Origin of the sequence: Pantoea sp. sgz302252 (assembly GCF_047713085.1) — a bacterium.
In the GTDB taxonomy this organism is placed as follows: domain Bacteria; phylum Pseudomonadota; class Gammaproteobacteria; order Enterobacterales; family Enterobacteriaceae; genus Scandinavium.
The window spans coordinates 110,542-132,596 of the sequence record NZ_JBLFJW010000011.1; the positions used below are offsets into that span (position 1 = coordinate 110,542).

Here is a 22,055-nt window from a genome sequence, read left to right on the forward strand (position 1 = left end):
AATATTGGGCCACTGAGAACACATTATGAGTACGATTGAATGTTACGAGCCAGACTTTGTTCGCTCGTTTTTATTCCACAATCCAGATTCCCCTCTGCACCTCCGGATGGCATGGCAGAACGAAATTCGCCAGAGTCTGGCCCTGACGGAGGCCGCCAGCTGTAAAGCGGCGCTGGAAGCCCCTCATACCTTTGCCCTGCACGTCACCCAGTGTGAAGCGGAACCGGGTAGTCGTGCATTATCCCTGCGCGACAGGCAGTTGAATCAGTCGGCTCTGAATACCGTCACGCTACCCGGCTTATCCCCTGAAATGCGACTCTACGCGTTAGGGATTATGCTGTCCTATTCGGAAAAATTACCGGGTGACAGCACTGAGATACTGGAAGGTATTGCCTCTTTGCCCGACATCCTGGCAGGTTACGCAGAAGAGGGAAAATTACAGGAGCAGTTCAGACTATTACCGGCCGTGCCTCAGCTTCAGTGCAGCTTACTCACCCGGATGGGCAGCTTTGAATTTGACTGGCAGACCCTTCCCGACACGCCGCGTAAAGCCAGCCTCCCTTTGCAGGTGAGTTTGCTGATGCTACAGGATGCCAACAGCGAAGTGTTGTTGCAGCGGCAATTGCAGTCACAGTGGCCTGAAACGTATGAGCGGTACTTCGCACAGACGCCATGGATCTTCAGTAACTATCTGATTTACCGCCTGTATCACGATATGTTCCCACAGCACGACAGTGAAAACGTTATCCATCGTTATTTCGAATTAGTGACCGATTTTCACCTGATTCGCACCCTGTTCACCCTGTGGACGCTTGACGGTTCTGCCATAAACCAGGACGAAATTTTCGCCCTGTTTGCATTATTTGAACGCTGGCGACACAGTGCAGATGCACCGCTGGCGAGGCAGCAGTTGCTACCGATATTGCCTGCCGACCACCTGCTCTCGGCATTCTCACTGCTTATCGATTAGAAATGCCTCTTGGCCGGGAGCAATCCCGGTCCTTTTTCGGCCCACAAAAGATACGCCAACATGTTTCATTCTTCCTCACCGCACAGCGCACTGCCTGGCGTCGTAAAAACACTCGATACCGGTCGTGAAAAGCCGTTTGTTAGCGTCGTGACCCCAACCTGGAATCGCGGCGCATTTTTACCGTATTTGTTGTACATGTATCGCTATCAGGATTATCCAGCCGATCGCCGGGAGCTGGTCATCCTCGACGATTCACCACAAAGCCATCTCCCGATGATTGAGCGTCTGACGCAAGGGCATCCTGAAAAATATAATATTCGCTATATTCACCATTCGGAAAAACTGGCTCTGGGTAAAAAACGTAACATGCTCAACGAGCTAGCGTCAGGTGAATATATTATCTGTATGGATGATGATGATTTTTATCCAGCGGATAAAATCAGCTATACCATTACGATGATGCAACGTCATCGGGCGCTGATTTCCGGTTCGGACCAGATCCCCATCTGGTACAGCCATATTAATCGGATTTTCAGAACGCGTAGTTTTGGGCCGCAAAATATACTCAACGGTACCTTCTGTTATCACCGCAATTATTTGAAAAAGCATCGTTATGACGATGCATGTCACTTAAGCGAAGAAGAGGGATTCACCAACAAATTCACCGCCAATCCGCTGCAATTACCCGGTGAACGCACCATCCTTTGTATCTCGCATAACCAGAATACGTTCGACAAAGATTTTGTGCTCGGTTCAGGCCAGGCGTTAGAGGTCAGTCTGGAGACATACATTACCGATCCCATCCTCAAAACCTGGTTTCTGAGTTTGCATAACGCCACCCATCATCAACCGATCCTGTGGGAGGGTATTGATCAGGTGGTGATCGTCAATCTGGATAAACGTCCGGATCGCCTGAAGCTTATCAGGCAGGAACTGGCACAGCTGCATGTCCCGGAGGCCAAAATTACCCGGCTGAGCGCAACGGAAGACCCCCCCGGCCAGTTGGGCCGACGCCAGTCCCATTTACAGGCGCTTCGGCTGGCACAGCAGAAAGGCTGGAAGAACTATCTGCTACTGGAAGACGATACGGTCATCCTGAAGCAGGAAAAATATATCCGGGTGCTGAACGCGCTGCTCAATGCCCTGCCCAAATTCCCCTGGGAAGTGATTCTGCTGGGTGGCGAGATTAAGCGCGGGAATATGCTTAAGAGCCTGCACGGAATGATCCACGCGCGAGACTGCAATAAGGTTTGCGCCTATCTGGTGAATAGCCATTATTACGCTGCACTGATCCAACAAATGGAGCACGATCCTTCCTGTACACCCGAAGAACAATGGCAGCCACTGCTGGACGACGGAAAATGGCTGGCCTGTTACCCAAGCATTTGCTACCAGCGCGCGGGCTACAGTGATATTGAAAAGAAAGAGACTGACAACATTGGTTATTACTTCAATAAAATCAATAAAACACCAGCCAGCCATCAGGACCCCGTAGCAGGGCAATCACATCCCGCTCCCGTATGCAGTGATATTATTGGGTTTTATATGGAGACCTCTCTCCATTACGCTGTCTATCGCCCTGTCATCACAGCACTTCAGGCAATGGGCCATACCTGTTCACTGCTGATCAGCGACAGGATCCAAAAGCCGTTTCTGGATGAAATGCTGGAGACCCTTAGAACTATCGATGATCCTGCGCTGGGCGGGGCCCGACTTTCAGACGTCACAGAACGACGTCAGCGCTATAAATGTCTTATCAGCCCGTACTATACCCCTTTGCTCAATGGCCTTTCCGATTGCCATGTCCGCGCGATGTATGGTCTGGCGAAAGAAGAGTGGAACCACGCCTGGTGGAACACCTTCTACCAGCGCATTTTGTGCTACAGCCACCACAGTCAGCAGGCACTGGATATTAACGGCAGCGCAATAGTGGTGGGTAATCCGCGTTTTGATGAGTGGCATAACGCCAGCTTTGACGCCAGAGTACCCAACGTGGTGAAACTGGATGACAAAAAACCAACGATTTTGTATGCCCCAACCTATGGAGCATTAAGTTCACTCCCCCACTGGGCAGAAAAGCTCGGACGGTTGAGCCATGATTTTAATATTGTCACTAAATTGCATCACGGCACCTGCTACAAGCCCGAAGAGGCGGCGTCGCTGGCACTGGCTAATAAGCACTTAAAGAAAAGAGCTGACGCGCCAAAGCATGTGTTGCCTCTACTGGCCAAAGCAGACTATGTGCTGACAGACAGCAGTGGGTTTATTTTTGATGCGATTCATATGAGAAAGCGCGTCATTTTGCTCGAGTGGCCAGAGATGAAGACGCTGCTTGATGGGCAAAGTTATTCCACCCCGCACAGCGCCGACCAGCATATCCGCGACATTTTACCTGTTGCGAAAGATGTCGCCCAACTCAAAACCTTACTGTCCGATGCCTTTGACTGGACATCTCTGCAAGCATCACTGAATGAAATTCGCCATCATTATTGCGATGCCTATATGGATGGAAAAGCAGGGGAAAGAGCGGCACGGGTGATTGAGGATTTGCTGACCAATCCATCGCAATTACAAATGAATACTCTTCTGCTTAGCCTGCAAAAGAAATTATTTAGTTGATATTTGCTATGCGTAACTTCCCCACAAAACATGAGAAATAAATATGAATAATTATCCGGTTGTCGATCATCGACTCTTTCAGGCGTTATCTCAGATTTCAATTAAAAAAACAAAATGTAAAAAACGCATTCTTTTTTTTGATCGTGATGCATTTTCTGACAATACGAAATACCTGTATCTGCATATGGTAAAGAATACGCAACTGGAATGTATCTGGTGTACATGGAACGAAGATGTTTATACTATGCTTCAGCAACATAATCTTCCGGTACATCTTATCGGAAGGAATAATGACGAAACCATCAATCTATTTTTAGAGACTCACATAGCCGTTTTCTGCGTCAACCCTCATCATAGCTTACACAGAAACTGGCTTTACTTTGCCTGTCTGGAAGGTGCAATTCATATCCAACTCTGGCACGGTATCTCTGTTAAAAAACTGCTATTGCAACTAACACCTTATTTGAGCACAAGCGATCCTGGATTCAGTACATCTTTAGCATGGGCTTCTCGTGCTGATTATGTATTAAGCACCGCAATCCCGTTAAACACCTTCTGGAGCGAGGTTTTTGGCTGCCATACCATTTTCAATACGGGATATCCTCGTAATGAAGTTCTTGTTCGCCCCGCAAAGCCGTCAGAACTTCTCGGCGCAAAACTTAATGGCAAAACAACCCGGGCGATATTAAATAAAAGAAGGAAAATATTTATTGCACCTACCTGGCAACGCTTTAAAAATACTGAATTACTCAGCAAAGACATTGTCAGTAAATTAATCATTTATACACAAAAAAACAATATCGATGTATTTATAAAGGCACACGCTTATCACCACACTGGCATAAATATCGGATCATTAGAAATTAACAATTTTTATTTCATTGATATGAATACCGATATGTACCCTTACATGAGCAAATTCGATATTCTCATTACGGACTATTCATCAATAATGTTTGATTATTTACTCACCAATAAACCCATTATGACGCTGGATATTCTGTCTGGAACACATGAAAACTTCGAACCTGATTATAACCTTGTGCCTGTTAACGATGATTTTCGTTATAAATTCAATAGTGAGAATATTATCACCGTCTTACACCAGGCGCTTAACCGAGATGAACGTTCATTGAACCGAACCGACGCCAAAAAAACATTATTTCAGAGTGATGCAGCATCCTCCTCTCACACACTGAGTCAGTTTATCAATACATTGACAGAATAACATCAGGTTAATATTGTGAAAAAATTGAAAATATACCTCTCATCAGGTTCCGTTCAGACTATTCCTCAGATGTTAGATTTTGCCAGGTGTGCATATGACTTATCAGTTGTAAAGATAATATGTTGGTACAGAACGGAGCTTACCCCCTTCCAGTTAAAAGGGACTCACGCATACTACATACGCCAAAAATATACGGTCAGCGCTGAATTCACAGCAAAAATCACAGAGATAATAGAAAAACTCAAACCGGCTGAAGTTGAAATACATGGCAATATTGCATTTACAAATGTCGAACTTTACAGAGTTGTTGCATCTATTTCTAAAAAGATATCAAATGACCGCATAAAAATACATCTCTATGATGATGGCATAAAAAGCATCACCGACAGGTATGAATTAAGTCAACTGCAGGAAAAGGAATTCGGCGCCCTGAAAGCGGCCTGTGTAAAATATTTCGATGCCATTCTCACTCATGAAACCAATCCATTTTCTGATTATTTTCGCACCACCTGGCCTGAATTAATGAATTATATGTGGCATCATTTTTTCGATGTTTCATATCATCTTATGAATCAATACGAAAATCATATTCACAACGGTACAAGTCCTTTTTATCGTTATATCAGAAAAAATACCCGAACGTTAGAGCGAGGCGGCATACATGAGACCGATCCCAAAACGCTGGCTTTTTGTCTGTCTCTACTCAATTTAAATATCCCCATACTTAATCAGATAAGGCAAGAGATGCAACATAAAAACAGTTTATTATATATGGGAGCTGGATATTTTGATACGCAAAAAGATAATGAAATCACAAAAAAGCAGGTAAATAAAATCATTCGGATGAAAGACCAGGGAATCATTAAAGACACTGACCGTGTTATTTTTAAAGCACATCCGATTAATCACCCAAAAAACAGACTAAAAATCACACATGCTTTGGGTGAAAATGTTTATACCATTTCGAATAGCCTCTCTTTTGAGATCCTTCCACTGATCGGACTGGCACCCAAAGAGATTATTTGCACTTTTAGCACATTAATTTTCACCATGAATAAGAATGTATTCCGGCATATCATTGGTCATGCCGACACAAAAGTTGAATCATTGAAAAACCCTATACTGAAACAACTGGTGAAGTCTGCCGTAATAAAAAAAGATATCATTAGCGGTTGGCTGGATTAACTAAATGAGGATCATGTTTATTATTTCCTGCTGCCAGAAGCCACTCAAAATTATTCTCTGCTTTTTTACATAAACTGTGTAAATGGCTTTGCCATTCAATACTATCGATGGAGTCCATCATTCGACAATATTCCTCTTCTGTCGATACGGCTTTCGGTAGTCCGATATCATAAGCCATAGCCTCAATCTTTGGCGTATTCGATGGAAAATAAACAACTGGCGTTCCAAAACAAACGGCAGCAACAGTGTAATGGTAGCGCCCGGAAATCATAACTGCAGCATATTTTATAATTGAAAGCCATGCTTCAAGCGTTTTAGCATCAAAGACGATCATTTCTGGAAGTTTCTCCAGATAGTGTTCAATGACTTTTTTTTCTTTGCTGCGGATGCCTTCTTTTTTTGAGCCGGCAAGGTACACTATTTTATGATCAGGGTAGTTATTTTTTATTTTTGATACAATGTAGTCGGTTCTTAGCATGTTATAATTTACAGCACCAGAAATACAGATGTAATCTTCAGTGATAAGGTTTTCAGGTATTTCCTGTTGTACATCTCTGATGGTCAACGGCAAGCTGTCAAATGCATCAGCGCAAGGAACGCCTATCACCATCCGAATAATTAATGCGGACAAGCTTTCTCGTGCTGCGATATAGTCACATGAACGATATGCTTCCTTATAATAACTTAATATATTCTCATCAGATGAATTGGGGTAACAGGAGTGATTAATCAAGTGGACGTCTTTACCGAAAAATTTTTTGGCCGCAATCATTAAAAACAATAATGCCCTGACCGCGGGTCTGAAATCATGAACAGTACCTTCACCGTTCACGATGATAATATCGCTGGCGCTCATCGCATTGGCTATGGGTCTAAAGTTATTAATAAAATCGTCTCGGGTCCCAATATCGCTGACCTTGAGAGGTATATTGGGTAATAATGGAACAGTGTAAACTGGCAGAGAAAATATCTGTTCAACGCCATGCTGCTTTAGCTGTTTTTTAATCTGCGACGACGTACCATTGCATCCCCAATGATATACATCTTCGGTGTCATTAATTAAAAATGCGTTCAGAGTCACATTCCTCTCTTGCTATTAATATTGCTTCACAACCTCAATTATCGAGGTTGTTGATACTGAAGGTGTCCGGGGTAAATAAACCACATAACACAAGCCGGAGAAATTATCAAAACGTCCCCCCCAGTCATCCCCCATCACCAGCATGTCAGCGTGGAAGCGTTGAATATATTCCGCTTTTTGTTCCAGTGATTCTTCAAGAAATACGTCATCGACACATTTCAGTCCCGCCACAATTTCCATCCGATGTTCCTGGTTATAGACCGGGGCACGACCTTTTTTCTGTATATTCAGCACATCAGACGAGACCCCGACCACCAGTCGCTCACCCAGTTTTCTGGCACGCTCCAGAATACGCAGATGCCCAATATGGAAAATATCGAACGTGCCGAAGGTAATAACCGTTTTCATACCAGCCCCAGAATCTTTTGTCGCAGCCAGCACTGTGTTGCAATCTCATCGACACGCTTTTGATCTTTTATCATTCCCTCATTGGACAGCTCGTGGCGCCGCTCCTCCAGAGCCACAGTGACCACTTTTTCCTGACAGGCTGCTGCAATCAGGCTTTTCTGAATACGGTCTTCTTTGATTTTCGCCAGCGCCTTTTCCTGCTCCTGCCAGGCAATCACTTTGCGTAGAGCCCCTTTATAGTCCGTCACATTTTTCAGTGACGCTACGGAAGGGGCGTTTCCTTCGGCACCCGTTTTTTGAATAAGACAACCTAATGCCCTGATATTACTATCATATCCGCTACATACCTGCTTCTGCTTCGCAAGCTGTATTGTAATATCTTTTACCGATTTATCTCGCAGGCGCTGCAATTGCGCCAGGGTATCAATAATCTGCCGCATGACTACTTACCTTCTGTCTTTTTCACAGCCGGAAAATGGGTTTGCAAGAGATGTTGCACCAGCTCAAGCGAAGCCGGTTCGCTGACGTCCTGACGCAAAAAACGCTCAATAATCGGGAAAACTTTAACCGCTTTATCCACGCCCAAATCGGCTCCTGCCACATACCCCCCCAATGGAATAAGGGGTTTGATATCCATATAAGTGGCATAGTTTTTTTTCAGCAGCCGGGCGCTCTGCTGATGCTCCCGGGTTGTTACCTGCGTCATACATCGGCTGATCGACTGACCGATATCAATTGCCGGATAGTGCCCCGCATCTGCCAGTTTACGCGTCAGAACGATGTGACCATCCAGCACGGCCCGCGCACAGTCGACGATCGGATCCTGTTGGTCGTCACCTTCCGCCAGCACCGTATAGATAGCCGTCATCGAACCGTCACTTTCGCTATTCCCCGCACTCTCCACCAGTTTTGGGATCATGCCGAACGCCGACGGCGGATAACCTTTGGTAGCCGGAGGCTCCCCCAGCGAAAGGGCTATTTCACGTTGTGCCATGGCATAACGCGTCAACGAATCCACCAGCAATAAGACGTGGTAACCGCGATCGCGAAACCAGGCCGCGATGGAATGGCAAAGTTCGGTTGCTTTCAGACGCATTAAAGGCGATTCATCCGCTGGCGCCGCGACAATGATCGATTTTGCTAACCCTTCTGCCCCTAAAGAGTGATCAATAAACTCTTTCACTTCGCGCCCCCGCTCACCAATCAGGCCGACCACAACAATATCGGCTTTGGTTTGTCGGGTCATCATCCCCAGCAGTACGCTTTTACCTACACCGCTGCCTGCCATCAACCCCACTCGCTGGCCTTTACCAATAGTCAACAGCCCGTTAATGGCCTTAACACCGACGTCAAGAGGCTGGCTCACCGGCTGCCGGATTAAGGGGTTAATCGAGGGAGCCTGAAGCGACAGGACGTCATTGCCCGTCAGACGACCTTTCGCATCCAGCGGTTCACCCAGACCATTCACAACCCTTCCCAGCCAGCTTTCACTGATGAGGACCTCCTGTACCTTTTCTTCGGGGAAGACCCTCGCCCCCGCCATGAGGCCAACAGGGTGTTTGAAAGGCATCAGGTAGGTAATATCACGGTTAAAGCCCACTGCCTGGGCATCAATCAGGGTATGGCTGGCGCTTTCGACACGGCAGAGCTGCCCGGTGGCCAACGGGCACCCCACGCTCTCAAGCAGGATACCGTTAACGCGCACTAACCGCCCGGCAACCCGGGCGAGCGGAATTGACTCAATTGAACGAAGCGCATTGTCGAAGGCGGAAAAGTCACTCACCCTGCCGCTCCGGTACCAGCGTCTCTTTTAACGCCATCATGCATTGTTCCAGCCGGTGTTCACAGCCGATATCCAGTTCCGATGTATCAGTGATAACCCGGCACTCACCGGCCAGTAACTCAGGGGTTGGCATCAACCCCCACTCGCTGACCTTTTCCGGGACAGCATCTTTAATGCGGGCAAACTCCTCATTACTGAGCAAAACCTGCAACGTTTCCGGCATTGTCGTAAAACCAGAAAGCGCCTCTTCCACCAGCGCCAGCAGCTGCGTCGGCTGCAACGCCAGTTCGCAACGAATGACCTGGCGGGTCACTTTTTCAACCAGTTGCAGCAGGTCTTCACGCTGCTTTCGCTGCATGTGCGCCAGGTAATCATTGACCTTACCGGAGATACTCTCAAGCGGTTGTGCCGCCAGAGTAAATTCCTTGCGCCCTTCCTGTTGCCCCACAAGGCTGCCTTCCGTGTAACCCTGTCGTTGACCTTCTTCGTATCCTTTTTGATGTCCTTCCTGAAAGCCCTGCTGCTGGCCTTCAATCATCCCCTGATCAAAACCCTTTTGTAACCCTTCCTCGAAACCGTCCATCAGCCGACGCTGATAATCTGCCGGCGTTATTCCCGGCGTTAAATGCTCATCCTGAAGATAACGCTGCCGGGGAGGAAACCGATGCAATCGATAGCGTCCGCGTAGTTTTTCAATCGCCATGACCTATTCCGCCGTCTGTTCGGTGAAGAGCTGTAGCTGGATATCACCCGCTTCTTCGAGCTCACGGGCAACATTCATAATTTCGCGACGAATCTGTTCAATTCGGCTGACAGGTACCGGACCCAGACGCACGGTAATGGACTCCAGTTGCTGAACCTGACGCTTTGGCATCACAGCGTAAATGGAGCGGCGCAATAGTGTCTCGGTCCCTTTGAGCGCCACAGCCCAGTCTTCCATCGGGACTTCATCCAGCAGCCGACGGCGAACGTCGTCGCTCTGGCGGCTAAGGATAAAGAAGTCGTACATCTCATCCTGTAGCTTTTCCAGTACATCCTCATCACGTTCACGAAGCTGATCGAGGATAAGCTGCGGGTTGCCCTGGAAGCGGTTCACAATATCTGCCGCCTGCTTGATCCCCTTCACTTTAGAGCCGTGTTCAGAAAGGACCGATAATCCACGTTCAATCAGACGATCCAGCTCGTCCACGACATCACGGTTCACATCGCTGAGTTTGGCTATCCGGTAAAGAATTTCGTTCTGGACCGATTCACTCATATAAGAGAGCACCGTGGCGGAGATTTCCGGAGTTAAAAACGCCAGAAATACCGCCTGAAGCTGAAGGTGCTCTTCCGCAATGAGGATGGCAAGTTGTCGCGGCTCAACCCACTGCAAACGCGCCATACGCGAGCGGATCTCATCACCGTAAATTCCATTGATCACACTACTGGCTATTTCCGTTCCCAGCGCTTTGTTCAAAATGCTTTGCAACATGGAACGCGAGGCGCCGTTAATACCGCTTTGCTCGCTAAACTCTTCAAAAAAATTATTGATGACTTTTTTTGCCATGTTTGTTTTCACCCCAGAAAGGCGCGCCATATTTTCACTCAGCCGCACGACCTCCTCACGGCTGAGTTTTTGCATCACCGTCGCTGCGGCATCTTCTCCCATGCACAGCAACAGAATCGCAGCCTGTTCGAGGTACATGCGGTTATTGTTTGTCAATTCGCTCATTGCTGGTAATCCATTGTCTGAGAACTTCAGCTACGCGATCGGTATCGCTCATCGCCAGTTTTTGCAGAAACTCCAGCTTCACTTCCAGGCCGGAACTCTGCAAAGGCAGGCTGTCATCGCCAGGGAAAGAAGGCAGTTCAATGTTTTTATGGCCGTCTTCCGACACCGCCAAACGCGGTTCATCAACCGGCATGGCCCGCACAGCATTATCCAGCGCCAGTTCAGGAGAAACCGGTTGCTGACGTATCGCCGTAATCCGTTTCATCACAGGACGAATAACGAACAAAAGAAGCAGCAACGCCAGCAGGCCACTGCCCATTAAACGCACCCAGGCCAGGACGCTCTCATCCTTCCACAACGGAATCACTGGCTCGACAGGCGCGACCTGTGGGACAAAATTAAGCAGAAATAATGAGAGACTGTCACCGCGGCGGGCATTGATTCCCGCAGCGCTATTCAGCACATTCGTCAGTTGCGTAGTTTGCTCCGACGTCCAGTTTTTCAACGCTGGCGCATTCTGATTAAGGACCACCGCAACATTCAGCCGAACCACCGCAAAACCTGGGTGCTGAATATGCTGCACGCTACGGTCATAGGAGAAATCACGCTTGTTTTCGCTGTGCTTCGACAGCGCTTGTGGCGGCTGGCCCGATTCCTCCGGCGCTGCCGCCGGAGGAATCGGCGGATTGGGCGCAACAGGCGGACGATTGCTTAACGAACCGGGGATACCCATCGCGATTTGATTGGTATCGCTATCCTGGACATTATCTTCCCGGTTAATTTTTGGCTCGTCGCCATAGTGTTCCTGCGTTTCATCGATATTGCTCAGGTCGAGATCCGGCATGACGCTTATTCGGTAGTTACCGACGCCCACCAGAGAATCGAGAACATTCGCTACACTGGCGCGGGTTTTATCCTGGATATCCAGCAGGACCCGATCGTGTTTCCGCGTGATGGCCGACGCCGCTTCCCCCGCCCCCACACCATCGGACAATAAGTTTCCCGCCTGATCGACGACGCTGACCTGCGAGGTGTTAAGACCAGGGATACTGCCGGAAATCAGATGCACAATCGCATTGACCTGATCGATATCCAGCCGGGAGCCGTAATGCAAACGCACAACCACAGAGGCGCTGTTTTGCGGTTCATCACTGACGACAAACGTACTCTCTTCATTTAATGCCAGATGCACCCGCGCATTTTCTACCGCGTCCAGCGTCATAATGCTCTGTGCCAGTTCCCCTTCAAGGCTGCGTTTATAGCGGATGTTTTGCACAAACTGGCTGCTGCCCAGCACTTCATCTTTATCCATCAACTCATAGCCGTTGGGCAGCATCGCCTGCACGCCTTTACCCGCAAGCGCCATACGCGTTCTGGAGAGCGCCTCTTCCGGAACCAGTATTTGTCCACTTTCAGGATCGATCCGATATTCCAGCTTCTCGCCATCAAGTACGGTAATAATCTGCGAAACCGGCAGGTTTTCCTGACGCCCATACAGCGAAACATAACCGTGGTTACTGTTCCACAACATGTTCACGATAACCGCCGTCACAGCAACGGCCAGCACAGCCAACAGCCCCCATCTTTTATAGCCATCCAGCCGGAAAGGGAACGGTGGGAGGAATTGGGTTAACTTTTTTATCAACTCGGTCATAACGTTAGATTGACATACTCATCAGGTCGTTGAATCCGGAAGCGACTTTGTTTCGAACCTGAACCAGCGCCGAGAATGACAAAGAGGCCTGCTGACTGGCGATCATCGCACCAGCAAGGTCATCGCTTTTTGCCATATCAATGGCGGTTTGCTTTTGCTCCGCAACCTGCTGGAACCGATCAACATGATCAAGCACTCCCTGTAAAACCTGGCCGAATGAAGCCTGCGAGATTGCTGATTGCGCCCCAACAACATTGGACTGAATCGGTGAAAGAACAGGGGCCTGGACGACGGCGTTCATCTGCTGCATTTCCTGCATCAGATTGGTCTGCATCTCACTGGCTGGGTTAATTGTGTTTATAGTCATGACCTACTCTTAAAATAAAAAGCGCGACTTCTACGGTTTACGGCAGACGGACTCAGGGAAAGATCTCGATTCCCTGCTTTCGCATGGATGCCAGCCGGTAACGAAGCGCACGAGGGGTGATCCCTAATAAATCCGCGATTTTGGTTTTATTGCCCTGGTATTTACGCATTAAATCAGCAATATATTGGTATTGCGCACTGCGGCCATGCCGCCCCAGGTTGCCATTTTCTGTTATTTGTACACGAGGTGTTATCTGCCATCCCGGTTCGCTCCAGACGTCAGATTCACCTGAAGGCAAACCCAATGTATCGGGGTAAATCACGCCGTCACGGTTAAGGATCATGCCGCGCTGGATCGCATTTTCGAGCTGGCGAACGTTTCCAGGCCACGTATAACTCAGCAGTGCCTGACGGGATGACTCAGAAAGCTTGATATTTTTAACCAGTACCGGGGAGTATTTTTTTATGAATGATTCCGCAAGCGGAATGATATCGTCCATGCGTTCCCGTAAAGGCGGTATGGTGACCGGAATAACTGACATTCGATAATAGAGATCTTCTCTGAATCGTCCGGCAGCCACTTCTTTCTCAAGATTTTTGTTGGTACAGGCAATTAAGCGGAAATTAAGTTTAACAGGACGGTTACTGCCTAAACGTTCAACCTGCTGCTCCTGCAACACACGGAGAATTTTGGCCTGCAATACCAATGGCATGTCACCGATTTCATCAAGCAGTAACGTACCATTATTCGCTAATTCCATTTTCCCCGGAACGGCCGTGACAGCTCCGGTAAAAGCCCCTTTGTCATAGCCGAACAACGTTGCTTCAAGCATGTTTTCAGGAATAGCAGCACAGTTAACACCAATATAAGGTGCATGTTGTGCTTCACTAAATGCAATCGAATGAATAAACTTCGCTACGCATTCTTTCCCGGTACCGGTTTCACCCTGGATAAGTACCGGAACATTAAAAGAAGCAATGCGCTTCGCCAATGAGAAAGTGTTCATGCTGGAAGCAGCTTCGGCAATAAGTTCAAACATAATTTGTTCACTTATACATATTAGTGGCAAATAAACTAACAGCCACAACGTTGTTGTGCCAGGCGTAATGACCAAAGAACAGAACAGGTATCACTCGTGCTACAAAGCCTGCCTATGATTAAGATTAATGCTCACCGCTGTCGTCAAATCGCAACCCTATAATAACTTTAATTTCCTGCAAAAACATTACCACCAGGAACTTTAATAATCCTGAATTAAAAGATAAAAAAAATATTAAACAATAAAAAACAGTAAGTTACATAAATTTCCATACAAAAAACACGAAGCGGAGACGAGCAAAAACAGATCTACCCCACACACATTTCTCACCAAATACATTTAATTAATTTTTAATTACGGCCACCAATGCATTAATAACTTGCAGAATGAGTTGACTGGCCATTTAATATCTTCCTTATATGTAGTTAGTGGCGGAATTTAATATCAACGCATCCGCGCCAGAGCATTACAGCAGGGAAAAACGTATCATGTTGAAGTATAGTCAAACCCCCGGAATCTTTAAGATTGAAGGTAACCGACTTGGGCGTCCATATCATCGTCTGCCGACTATGTTTACAGGTAATTTTGATACAATTGAATCACATTTAGGAAACTATTTCCTAAAAAAACATCGAACCAACATCAGCCTTAAGCGAATTTATTGTGAGATGGATGTCACTAATAAAAGTGCTGTGTTATTAATGTCGCAGGTAGGCCACCTGGCATTTGATATTGATCGCTCCTTGCTAATGATGTTATTAGGGAATTTTTACGGTCTGGATTCATCACTTCGTGAAAATGCGCAAGATGAGTTACCGACCAAAACAGAAATACGGCTAAAAAGTCGGCTTACGCTGGATATCTGTAATATTATTTTTAATAAAAACACCTCGGGGATCCTGCTGGCATCCAGACTTGATAACAGCACCGTACAAACACACTGGGCCTATCAGCTTACTTTTGTACTGGGTGATGAAAAAGATTGTAGCTTCAGAATATTACTCGACGATGCCCATACTGATTACATTCTGAATCTCATCCGCCACAACGATCACAGTAAAACAAAACAGCAGGTCGATAAGGCAGCATTCGACATTCAGAAGAAGACGCTGATAAGAGAGATTATTAATACGCTACCTCTGACCATGGGCGTGAAGATTGCAGAATTACCCATGAACGTCGCCGATCTCGCCACGATTAAGCCTGGTGATATTCTGCCTATTACGATGCCCGACCGTTTCCTGATCTCTATCGGGAAATCCGAATTATTTAATGCCTTGATTGTAGAGGATAAAGATAAGCTATTTTTATCCGAGTTAACGAACATCCGGGAAATTCTATGACTAAGCAAGAAGATATTTTAGAGCAAACTTTCGAACTCGCGGACGAAATTGTCACTCCACCCGAGCATTCTGTGGCGGAAGCGCTGGTCGCCCGTTTAGAAGATCGCTTTTCTGAATCGATGACGTTACTCAAACGCATTCCCGTCACATTAACGCTGGAAGTCTCTTCCGTGGAGATCATGCTGTCCGATCTGCTGGACATTAATGATGATACCGTCATTGAAATGGATAAGCTCGCCGGTGAGCCACTGGATATTAAAGTGAATAACATTCTGCTGGGTAAAGCCGAGGTGGTGGTGGTCAACGAAAAATACGGTTTGCGCGTCCTTGAGTTTATCACGAGTGAAATCAAAGACCTGGCACCATGAAACTCGCACAAACATTCACGATTACGCTGGGCATTTCGTTGCTCATACTCTCTCCCTTTGCGTCTGCTCAGGGGGGAGACATCCCGCTATTGAATGTGATTTCTCATGGTAACAACCAGGAATACAGCGTCAAAATTCAGGTACTTATTCTGATGACCCTCGTCGGCATCCTGCCGACACTGGTGCTAATGATGACCTGTTTTACCCGTTTTATTATTGTGCTGTCGTTGCTCCGCCAGGCGTTGGGCTTACAGCAAACACCCCCTAACCGTATTTTGATCGGCATTGCTTTGGCATTAACCATGCTGGTCATGCGCCCAGTCTGGATAAACATCTACAATAATGCGGTTGTTCCGTTTGAAAATGATCGGATAACTCTGCCAGAGGCCCTGAGTACTGCGGCCACACCGCTGAAACGCTTTATGCTGGCGCAAACCAGCAGGAAGGCCATCGAGCAGATAATGACGATCGCCAGTGCTAAAGGCAACGCAGCGGATCAGGACCTGACGATTGTGATGCCCGCTTATGTGCTAAGTGAACTGAAAACCGCTTTCCAGATTGGCTTTATGATCTACATCCCGTTTCTGGTTATCGACCTGATTGTCGCCAGCGTATTGATGGCGATGGGGATGATGATGCTATCGCCGCTGATCGTTTCTCTGCCCTTTAAGCTGATGCTGTTTGTGCTCATTGACGGCTGGTCGCTCACTGTTGGAACACTCACCACCAGTATTCGCGGTTTGGGTCTGGGTTAATAGGGGATCGAATATGCTCACGATTGATGTAGCAGCAGATATCGTCGCCAGCGGCATCAAGGTCGTTATTATACTGGTCTGCGTGTTAGTCGTTCCCAGCCTGCTGACCGGCCTTCTCATCAGCATTTTCCAGGCCGTGACCCAAATTAACGAACAAACCCTGAGTTTTTTACCACGCCTGATTGTGACGCTGGTCGTATTAGGGATCTGCGGCAAATGGATGATTGTTCAACTGAATGATCTCTGTATTCATTTGTTCGCTCAGGCCGCCGCACTGGTGCACTGACATGCGCGAAACCGATATTACGCAGCTAACCGATCTGGTGCTGGGACTGTGGTTCCCCTTCGTTCGCATTATGGCCTTCATTCGTTTTGTGCCCGTTCTTGATAACGCCGCGCTAACCGTACGCGTACGTATTATTTTGTCGCTGGCGCTGGCGGTGATCGTCACGCCGTTGATCCCTCATCCCGTTCCCGACAACCTGCTCTCGCTCAACAGTATTGTTTTGACGGTGGAACAAATCCTGTGGGGAATGCTTTTCGGCCTGATGCTGCAATTTTTATTTCTGGCGCTACAGCTGGCTGGCCAGATCCTCTCTTTTAATATGGGGATGAGTATGGCCGTGATGAACGATCCGAGCAGCGGCGCTTCGACGACGGTGCTCGCGGAACTGATCAATGTCTATGCGGTAATTTTGTTTTTCGCGATGGACGGTCACCTCCTGCTGGTCAGCATTTTGTTTAAGGGTTTTACATACTGGCCGATTGGTAACGCGCTGAATCCACAATCTTTGCGGACTATTTCACTTGCGCTGGGTTGGGTGCTGGCATCAGCCACGCTGCTTGCACTACCGACCACCTTTATCATGCTGACGGTCCAGGTCTGTTTTGGTTTGCTTAACCGCATCGCTCCACCGCTAAACCTGTATTCATTGGGTTTTCCAGTCAACATGCTGGCAGGTCTGGTCTGCTTTGCCGCTCTGCTTTATTACCTGCCCGATCATTATCTGCACCTGGCAAATTTCGTTTTGCAACAGCTCGACGCGCTGAAGGTGCACTATGGCGGATAACGGTAGCGAAGAAAAAACAGAAAAACCCTCGTCGCAGAAACTTCGCAAAGCCAGAGAAGAGGGGCAAATTCCCCGTTCGAAAGACATGGGGCTTGCAGCCAGTCTGTTTGCGGCCTTTATGGTGGTTTCCAGCAGTTTTCCCTGGTACGAAGATTTCGTGCGGGAAAGTTTTATCAGTGTGCATCAGTACGCGCAAAATATTAACGATCCCGACATCATTGGCCAGTTTCTTCAGCACCATCTGCTGATTCTGGCGAAATTTATTCTGACGCTGTTACCGATGCCGGTAGCGGCGCTGGCAGCCTCTTTAGTGCCTGGAGGATGGTTATTCCTGCCGAAAAAAATCCTCCCTGACTTCAGCAAGATAAGCCCGCTTAAGGGAATTAGCCGTCTGTTTTCGGGCGAACATTTCATCGATACCGGCAAAATGGCCCTAAAAGCACTGGTCCTGCTGGTTATGCTGTGGATCACTCTGCGCAATAATTTCGTCTCTTTCCTGGGGCTACAGGAACTGTTTTTTAAACAGGCGATTGCTGACGGTCTGTCGCTCTACAGCAATGTGATGCGCAATTTCGTGATCCTCTTTATCTTTTTTGCCCTGATCGACGTCCCGCTTGTGAAAAAAATGTTTATCAAAGGTCTGAAAATGACCCGGCAGGAAGTCAAAGAAGAATATAAAAATCAGGAAGGTAAACCCGAAGTTAAGGCCAGGATCCGTCGACTACAACGCCAGATGGCAATGGGGCAAATTCGCAAAGTAGTCCCTAAAGCTGATGTGGTTATCACCAACCCGACGCACTACGCCGTGGCGTTGCAGTATGACCTGTCGCGCGCTGCTGCGCCTTTTGTTGTCGCGAAGGGAACGGATGAGATTGCCCTGTATATCCGCCAGGTCGCAGCGGAAAATAAGATTGAGGTGGTTGAATTCCCGAGGCTTGCGCGCTCCGTCTATTACACCACCCAAATTAACCAGCAAATTCCGTCTCAGCTTTACCGGGCGATTGCTCACGTCCTGACGTATGTACTGAAAATGAAACACTGGCGCGATGGTTCACAGCAACGTCCCACGCTGAACAGACATATCAACATTCCAAAAGAGGTTCTTAAACTGGATGCCGAAGATAACTAAACAATTTATGGCTGTATTGCGCAACGGCAATATCGGCGTGCCGCTGGTAATACTGAGCATCCTGGCGATGGTTATCCTCCCCTTGCCGCCGGCACTGTTGGATATTCTGTTCACCTTTAACATCGTGCTCGCGGTAATGGTTCTGTTAGTGGCCGTTTCAGCGAAGCGACCGCTGGAATTCAGCCTGTTTCCAACCATCCTGCTGATCACCACGCTAATGCGACTGACGCTGAACGTTGCATCAACGCGTGTGGTTTTGCTACACGGACATACGGGGGCTGGCGCTGCGGGTAAGGTGATTGAGTCCTTCGGCCAGGTCGTTATTGGTGGCAACTTTGTGGTTGGTTTTGTGGTGTTCATTATTCTGATGATCATCAACTTTATCGTTGTAACCAAAGGCGCAGAGCGTATTTCTGAGGTTTCCGCCCGTTTCACGCTTGATGCCATGCCAGGCAAGCAGATGGCGATCGACGCCGACCTGAATGCAGGTTTAATCAACCAGGCGCAGGCGCAACTACGTCGTAAAGATGTCACCAGCGAGGCTGATTTCTATGGTGCAATGGACGGTGCCTCTAAATTCGTACGAGGGGATGCCATCGCCGGCATGATGATCCTGGCGATAAACCTGATTGGCGGTGTATGTATTGGGATTTTTAAATATAACTTAAGCGCCGAAGCCGCATTCCAGCAGTATGCATTATTGACAATTGGTGATGGTCTCGTGGCGCAGATCCCATCACTGCTGCTTTCTACCGCCGCAGCGATTATCGTCACCCGCGTCAGTGATAGTGGGGATATCGCAACTGACGCACGCAGTCAATTGCTGGCAAACCCTTCGGTGCTCTATACCGCTACTGGCATTATGTTTGTGTTAGCGATTGTTCCCGGAATGCCACATTTCCCATTCCTGATTTTCGCCGGACTGCTGGGCTCCACCGCATGGCGCATGAGTAAGCGACCCAAAGCGGCAGAAGCAGACGAAAAAAATCTCGATACGCTGACGAAAACCATCACGGAATCCACTGAACAGCTGGTTAATTGGGACACTATCCCTTTGATTGAACCTATCAGCCTGAGTCTGGGATACCGGCTGGTCGCCCTGGTCGACAAATCAAAAGGGCACCCTCTGACGCAACGCATTCGCGGCGTACGTCAGGTGATTTCTGATACCAACGGCGTGCTATTACCGGAAATTCGCATCCGTGAAAACTTCAGGCTGAAACCCAGTCAGTATGCAATCTTTATCAACGGCATTAAAGCGGGTGAGGCAGATATCCCATCCGATAGGCTGATGGCTCTCCCCTCCAGCGAAACGTATGGCGAAATTGATGGTGTTTTAGGCAATGATCCTGCTTATGGAATGCCAATCACCTGGATTCAGCCCGCGCAGAAAGCAAAAGCGTTGAATATGGGTTATCAGGTTATTGACAGCGCCAGCGTCATTGCAACCCATGTGAATAAGGTCGTTCGTCACTTTATCCCTGACCTGTTCAACTACGACGATATTACGCAATTGCATCACCGTCTTTCTTCAATGGCTCCCCGCCTGGCGGAAGATCTGAGCACCGCGCTGAACTACAGCCAATTGCTAAAAGTATACCGCGCGTTGCTTATCGAGGGCGTACCGCTACGTGATATTGTGACCATAGCGACCGTGCTGGTCTCCAGTAGCGCAACCACAAAGGATCATATTCTGCTGACGGCAGACGTACGCCTTGCACTGCGTCGCAGTATTACGCATCCGTTTATTCGCAAACAAGAACTGGCTGTCTACACGTTAAATAACGAACTGGAAAACCTGCTTACCAGTGTGGTCAATCAGGCACAGCAGGGTGGGAAGGTAACACTTGATAGTGTTCCGGTTGATCCTAATATCCTGAATCAATTCCAGACCAATATGCCGCAAATTAAAGAACAAATGAAAGCGGCGGGTAAAGATCCCGTTCTGTTGGTTGCTCCACAATTACGTCCACTGCTGGCTCGCTACGCCCGATTATTTTCACCCGGCCTGTGTGTTCTTTCTTATAATGAGGTCCCGGATGAGCTTGAATTAAACATTATGGGCGCATTACATTAACCCGGTATCTTTAGCTAAAGAATATTATTTTCTGTCAGAATACGACGAGCGCCAAGATAATGTTCTTGCCAGAACGGTTCTGACAGATGGCTCACCCGAATACTTTCACCCGTACGCGGAGATTCAATAAATTCTCCATGCCCCAGATAAACCCCCATATGGTCGGCAATCTCCTGTCGGTGAACATGGAAAAAAAGGAGATCTCCGCGGCGTAGATCGCGATGAGAAACAATGGTAGCCCGGCGGTAGTGATACATTTCATTGGCTGTACGGGGTAACCTGGCCGCAAGGATTTTATTATAAGCGAAAAAAACCAGCCCGCTGCAATCAAACCCCTGGTCAGGACCCGCTCCCCCCCATACATACGGTTTACCCAGTTGCTGTTCGAGCCGATGAATAGCGACTTCAGTTACATTATGCAAATGGTTGCTACTGAGAAAGTGGGTATTTTCTTCCCGATGATCGCTGGCTTTTAACGGCCCAGGATACCATTCCGGGTGCTGCTTTATCAGTGTTCTGTTGTGTAACCGAAGCGCTTTTTTACTTTCTGAATGACCTTCTGCAATATAACCCGCTTGCTTTTTCATTTTTCCTTTATATTGTTTAAGCAACCGCATGCGATTATACATTCTCTGCCGTGCGGCATAGCTCATATGCGAATCATCTTTCGGAAACGACGTTTTCGCGGAAGAAACAGGTGAATAAATCACTGATAGCGAGAACAAACTCGACAGAAAAAAAACAGATACGGAGGACAAATACATAAAATAGTGACCAGTGTAGTGAAATAGCTTATTCTAACCTGATTGCATTTAAAAAATATTAATTAATTTATTATTTATCATAAATAATAATGAAACCCTGAACAGGGAGAAGTTAACCCCGGACAGTAATGAGAAAGCACCACTGGCTTCGGTACTTGCTCACTGACAGCAGGAGCAACGCCTGGAGTGGTAGCGTAATTAACAAAAAAAGATCGACATAGTTCAAACGTTCATATATCACTAGCTGAATATGAACACCAATATTATTAACAATTCGAAAACATCTGCATTACCAGCAGAGATTCAATTATCAATTGTGCGATTCAGCTCAATTTATTAAGTCTACACCTGATTGTTTAATTAAATGATAACACAGCCACAGAGAAACGATCAATCCGTTCAAGAAAGGAGGTCTATCTCCAGGCATTGCATTTCCAGAAATAAATCACACCAAAATAAACATCTTAACAACAAAAGACACAAACGGAAAAAACGGTAATT

The 22,055-nt window shown here is 47.4% G+C and carries 21 protein-coding genes; 11 read left to right on the forward strand and 10 right to left on the reverse strand.

Features of this window, described 5'->3' with window-relative positions; translation table 11 throughout:
- Positions 1 to 25: 25 nt before the first annotated feature.
- Genes ACLW56_RS10885 through ACLW56_RS10900 form a run of 4 tightly spaced genes read left to right on the forward strand, consistent with a single transcriptional unit; the run spans position 26 to position 6,002 of the window.
- On the forward strand, positions 26 to 970 hold the full coding sequence (locus ACLW56_RS10885; protein WP_330983795.1) for a lysine-N-methylase: 945 nt from the start codon (positions 26 to 28) through the stop codon (positions 968 to 970).
- Between the two features lie 60 nt (positions 971 to 1,030).
- Positions 1,031 to 3,589, forward strand: coding sequence for a glycosyltransferase (locus tag ACLW56_RS10890; RefSeq protein WP_330983796.1), 2,559 nt, complete (start codon positions 1,031 to 1,033; stop codon positions 3,587 to 3,589).
- A 43-nt stretch (positions 3,590 to 3,632) separates the two neighbouring features.
- The gene (locus tag ACLW56_RS10895; RefSeq protein ID WP_330983797.1) at positions 3,633 to 4,817 is read left to right on the forward strand and encodes a CDP-glycerol glycerophosphotransferase family protein; all 1,185 of its coding nucleotides are present in this window, start codon (positions 3,633 to 3,635) and stop codon (positions 4,815 to 4,817) included.
- A 15-nt stretch (positions 4,818 to 4,832) separates the two neighbouring features.
- Entirely contained in the window at positions 4,833 to 6,002 is a 1,170-nt protein-coding gene (locus tag ACLW56_RS10900; RefSeq protein WP_330983798.1) for a polysialyltransferase family glycosyltransferase, read from the forward strand.
- Here the strand turns inward: ACLW56_RS10900 and ACLW56_RS10905 are convergent.
- The 9 genes from ACLW56_RS10905 to ACLW56_RS10945 are packed head-to-tail and all read right to left on the reverse strand — an operon-like array spanning position 5,983 to position 14,048.
- Positions 5,983 to 7,083, reverse strand: coding sequence for a polysaccharide pyruvyl transferase family protein (locus tag ACLW56_RS10905; protein WP_330983799.1), 1,101 nt, complete (start codon positions 7,081 to 7,083; stop codon positions 5,983 to 5,985). The two genes, ACLW56_RS10900 and ACLW56_RS10905, sit on opposite strands and share 20 nt — an antisense overlap.
- Before the next feature lie 15 nt (positions 7,084 to 7,098).
- Positions 7,099 to 7,491 (reverse strand): adenylyltransferase/cytidyltransferase family protein, encoded by a 393-nt coding sequence (locus ACLW56_RS10910; RefSeq protein WP_330983800.1) that lies wholly within the window; start codon positions 7,489 to 7,491, stop codon positions 7,099 to 7,101.
- Complete coding sequence (gene fliJ / locus ACLW56_RS10915; RefSeq protein ID WP_330983801.1) at positions 7,488 to 7,931, reverse strand: flagellar export protein FliJ; 444 nt, start codon at positions 7,929 to 7,931, stop codon at positions 7,488 to 7,490. The genes ACLW56_RS10910 and fliJ overlap by 4 nt, the downstream gene beginning before the upstream one ends.
- Before the next feature lie 2 nt (positions 7,932 to 7,933).
- Positions 7,934 to 9,274: a flagellar protein export ATPase FliI gene (gene fliI / locus ACLW56_RS10920; RefSeq protein WP_330983802.1), complete on the reverse strand. Its 1,341-nt coding sequence runs from the start codon at positions 9,272 to 9,274 to the stop codon at positions 7,934 to 7,936.
- On the reverse strand, positions 9,267 to 9,977 hold the full coding sequence (fliH, locus tag ACLW56_RS10925; protein WP_330983803.1) for a flagellar assembly protein FliH: 711 nt from the start codon (positions 9,975 to 9,977) through the stop codon (positions 9,267 to 9,269). The genes fliI and fliH overlap by 8 nt, the downstream gene beginning before the upstream one ends.
- Before the next feature lie 3 nt (positions 9,978 to 9,980).
- On the reverse strand, positions 9,981 to 10,988 hold the full coding sequence (locus tag ACLW56_RS10930) for a flagellar motor switch protein FliG (protein ID WP_330983804.1): 1,008 nt from the start codon (positions 10,986 to 10,988) through the stop codon (positions 9,981 to 9,983).
- Entirely contained in the window at positions 10,966 to 12,642 is a 1,677-nt protein-coding gene (gene fliF / locus ACLW56_RS10935; protein ID WP_330983805.1) for a flagellar basal-body MS-ring/collar protein FliF, read from the reverse strand. Before fliF ends, ACLW56_RS10930 begins: the two co-directional genes overlap by 23 nt.
- A gap of 4 nt (positions 12,643 to 12,646) precedes the next feature.
- Positions 12,647 to 13,009, reverse strand: coding sequence for a flagellar hook-basal body complex protein FliE (locus tag ACLW56_RS10940; protein ID WP_330983806.1), 363 nt, complete (start codon positions 13,007 to 13,009; stop codon positions 12,647 to 12,649).
- A 52-nt stretch (positions 13,010 to 13,061) separates the two neighbouring features.
- A complete protein-coding gene (locus ACLW56_RS10945) occupies positions 13,062 to 14,048 on the reverse strand; it encodes a sigma-54 dependent transcriptional regulator (protein WP_330983807.1) in 987 nt (328 codons plus the stop codon).
- A gap of 488 nt (positions 14,049 to 14,536) precedes the next feature.
- Here ACLW56_RS10945 and ACLW56_RS10950 point away from each other — a divergent pair, with 488 nt between their 5' ends.
- The 7 genes from ACLW56_RS10950 to ACLW56_RS10980 are packed head-to-tail and all read left to right on the forward strand — an operon-like array spanning position 14,537 to position 20,790.
- Positions 14,537 to 15,391: a FliM/FliN family flagellar motor switch protein gene (locus tag ACLW56_RS10950; protein ID WP_330983808.1), complete on the forward strand. Its 855-nt coding sequence runs from the start codon at positions 14,537 to 14,539 to the stop codon at positions 15,389 to 15,391.
- Entirely contained in the window at positions 15,388 to 15,759 is a 372-nt protein-coding gene (locus ACLW56_RS10955) for a FliM/FliN family flagellar motor switch protein (RefSeq protein ID WP_330983809.1), read from the forward strand. Before ACLW56_RS10950 ends, ACLW56_RS10955 begins: the two co-directional genes overlap by 4 nt.
- Entirely contained in the window at positions 15,756 to 16,514 is a 759-nt protein-coding gene (fliP, locus tag ACLW56_RS10960) for a flagellar type III secretion system pore protein FliP (RefSeq protein WP_330983810.1), read from the forward strand. The genes ACLW56_RS10955 and fliP overlap by 4 nt, the downstream gene beginning before the upstream one ends.
- A gap of 13 nt (positions 16,515 to 16,527) precedes the next feature.
- The gene (locus ACLW56_RS10965; protein ID WP_330983811.1) at positions 16,528 to 16,800 is read left to right on the forward strand and encodes a flagellar biosynthetic protein FliQ; all 273 of its coding nucleotides are present in this window, start codon (positions 16,528 to 16,530) and stop codon (positions 16,798 to 16,800) included.
- A 1-nt stretch (position 16,801) separates the two neighbouring features.
- The gene (fliR, locus tag ACLW56_RS10970; RefSeq protein WP_330983812.1) at positions 16,802 to 17,584 is read left to right on the forward strand and encodes a flagellar biosynthetic protein FliR; all 783 of its coding nucleotides are present in this window, start codon (positions 16,802 to 16,804) and stop codon (positions 17,582 to 17,584) included.
- The gene (locus ACLW56_RS10975) at positions 17,574 to 18,713 is read left to right on the forward strand and encodes a flagellar type III secretion system protein FlhB (protein WP_330983813.1); all 1,140 of its coding nucleotides are present in this window, start codon (positions 17,574 to 17,576) and stop codon (positions 18,711 to 18,713) included. The genes fliR and ACLW56_RS10975 overlap by 11 nt, the downstream gene beginning before the upstream one ends.
- Entirely contained in the window at positions 18,697 to 20,790 is a 2,094-nt protein-coding gene (locus ACLW56_RS10980) for a flagellar biosynthesis protein FlhA (protein WP_330983814.1), read from the forward strand. Before ACLW56_RS10975 ends, ACLW56_RS10980 begins: the two co-directional genes overlap by 17 nt.
- A 14-nt stretch (positions 20,791 to 20,804) precedes the next feature.
- Here the strand turns inward: ACLW56_RS10980 and ACLW56_RS10985 are convergent, their stop codons facing one another.
- The gene (locus ACLW56_RS10985) at positions 20,805 to 21,554 is read right to left on the reverse strand and encodes a C40 family peptidase (protein ID WP_330983815.1); all 750 of its coding nucleotides are present in this window, start codon (positions 21,552 to 21,554) and stop codon (positions 20,805 to 20,807) included.
- Between the last annotated feature and the right edge of the window lie 501 nt (positions 21,555 to 22,055).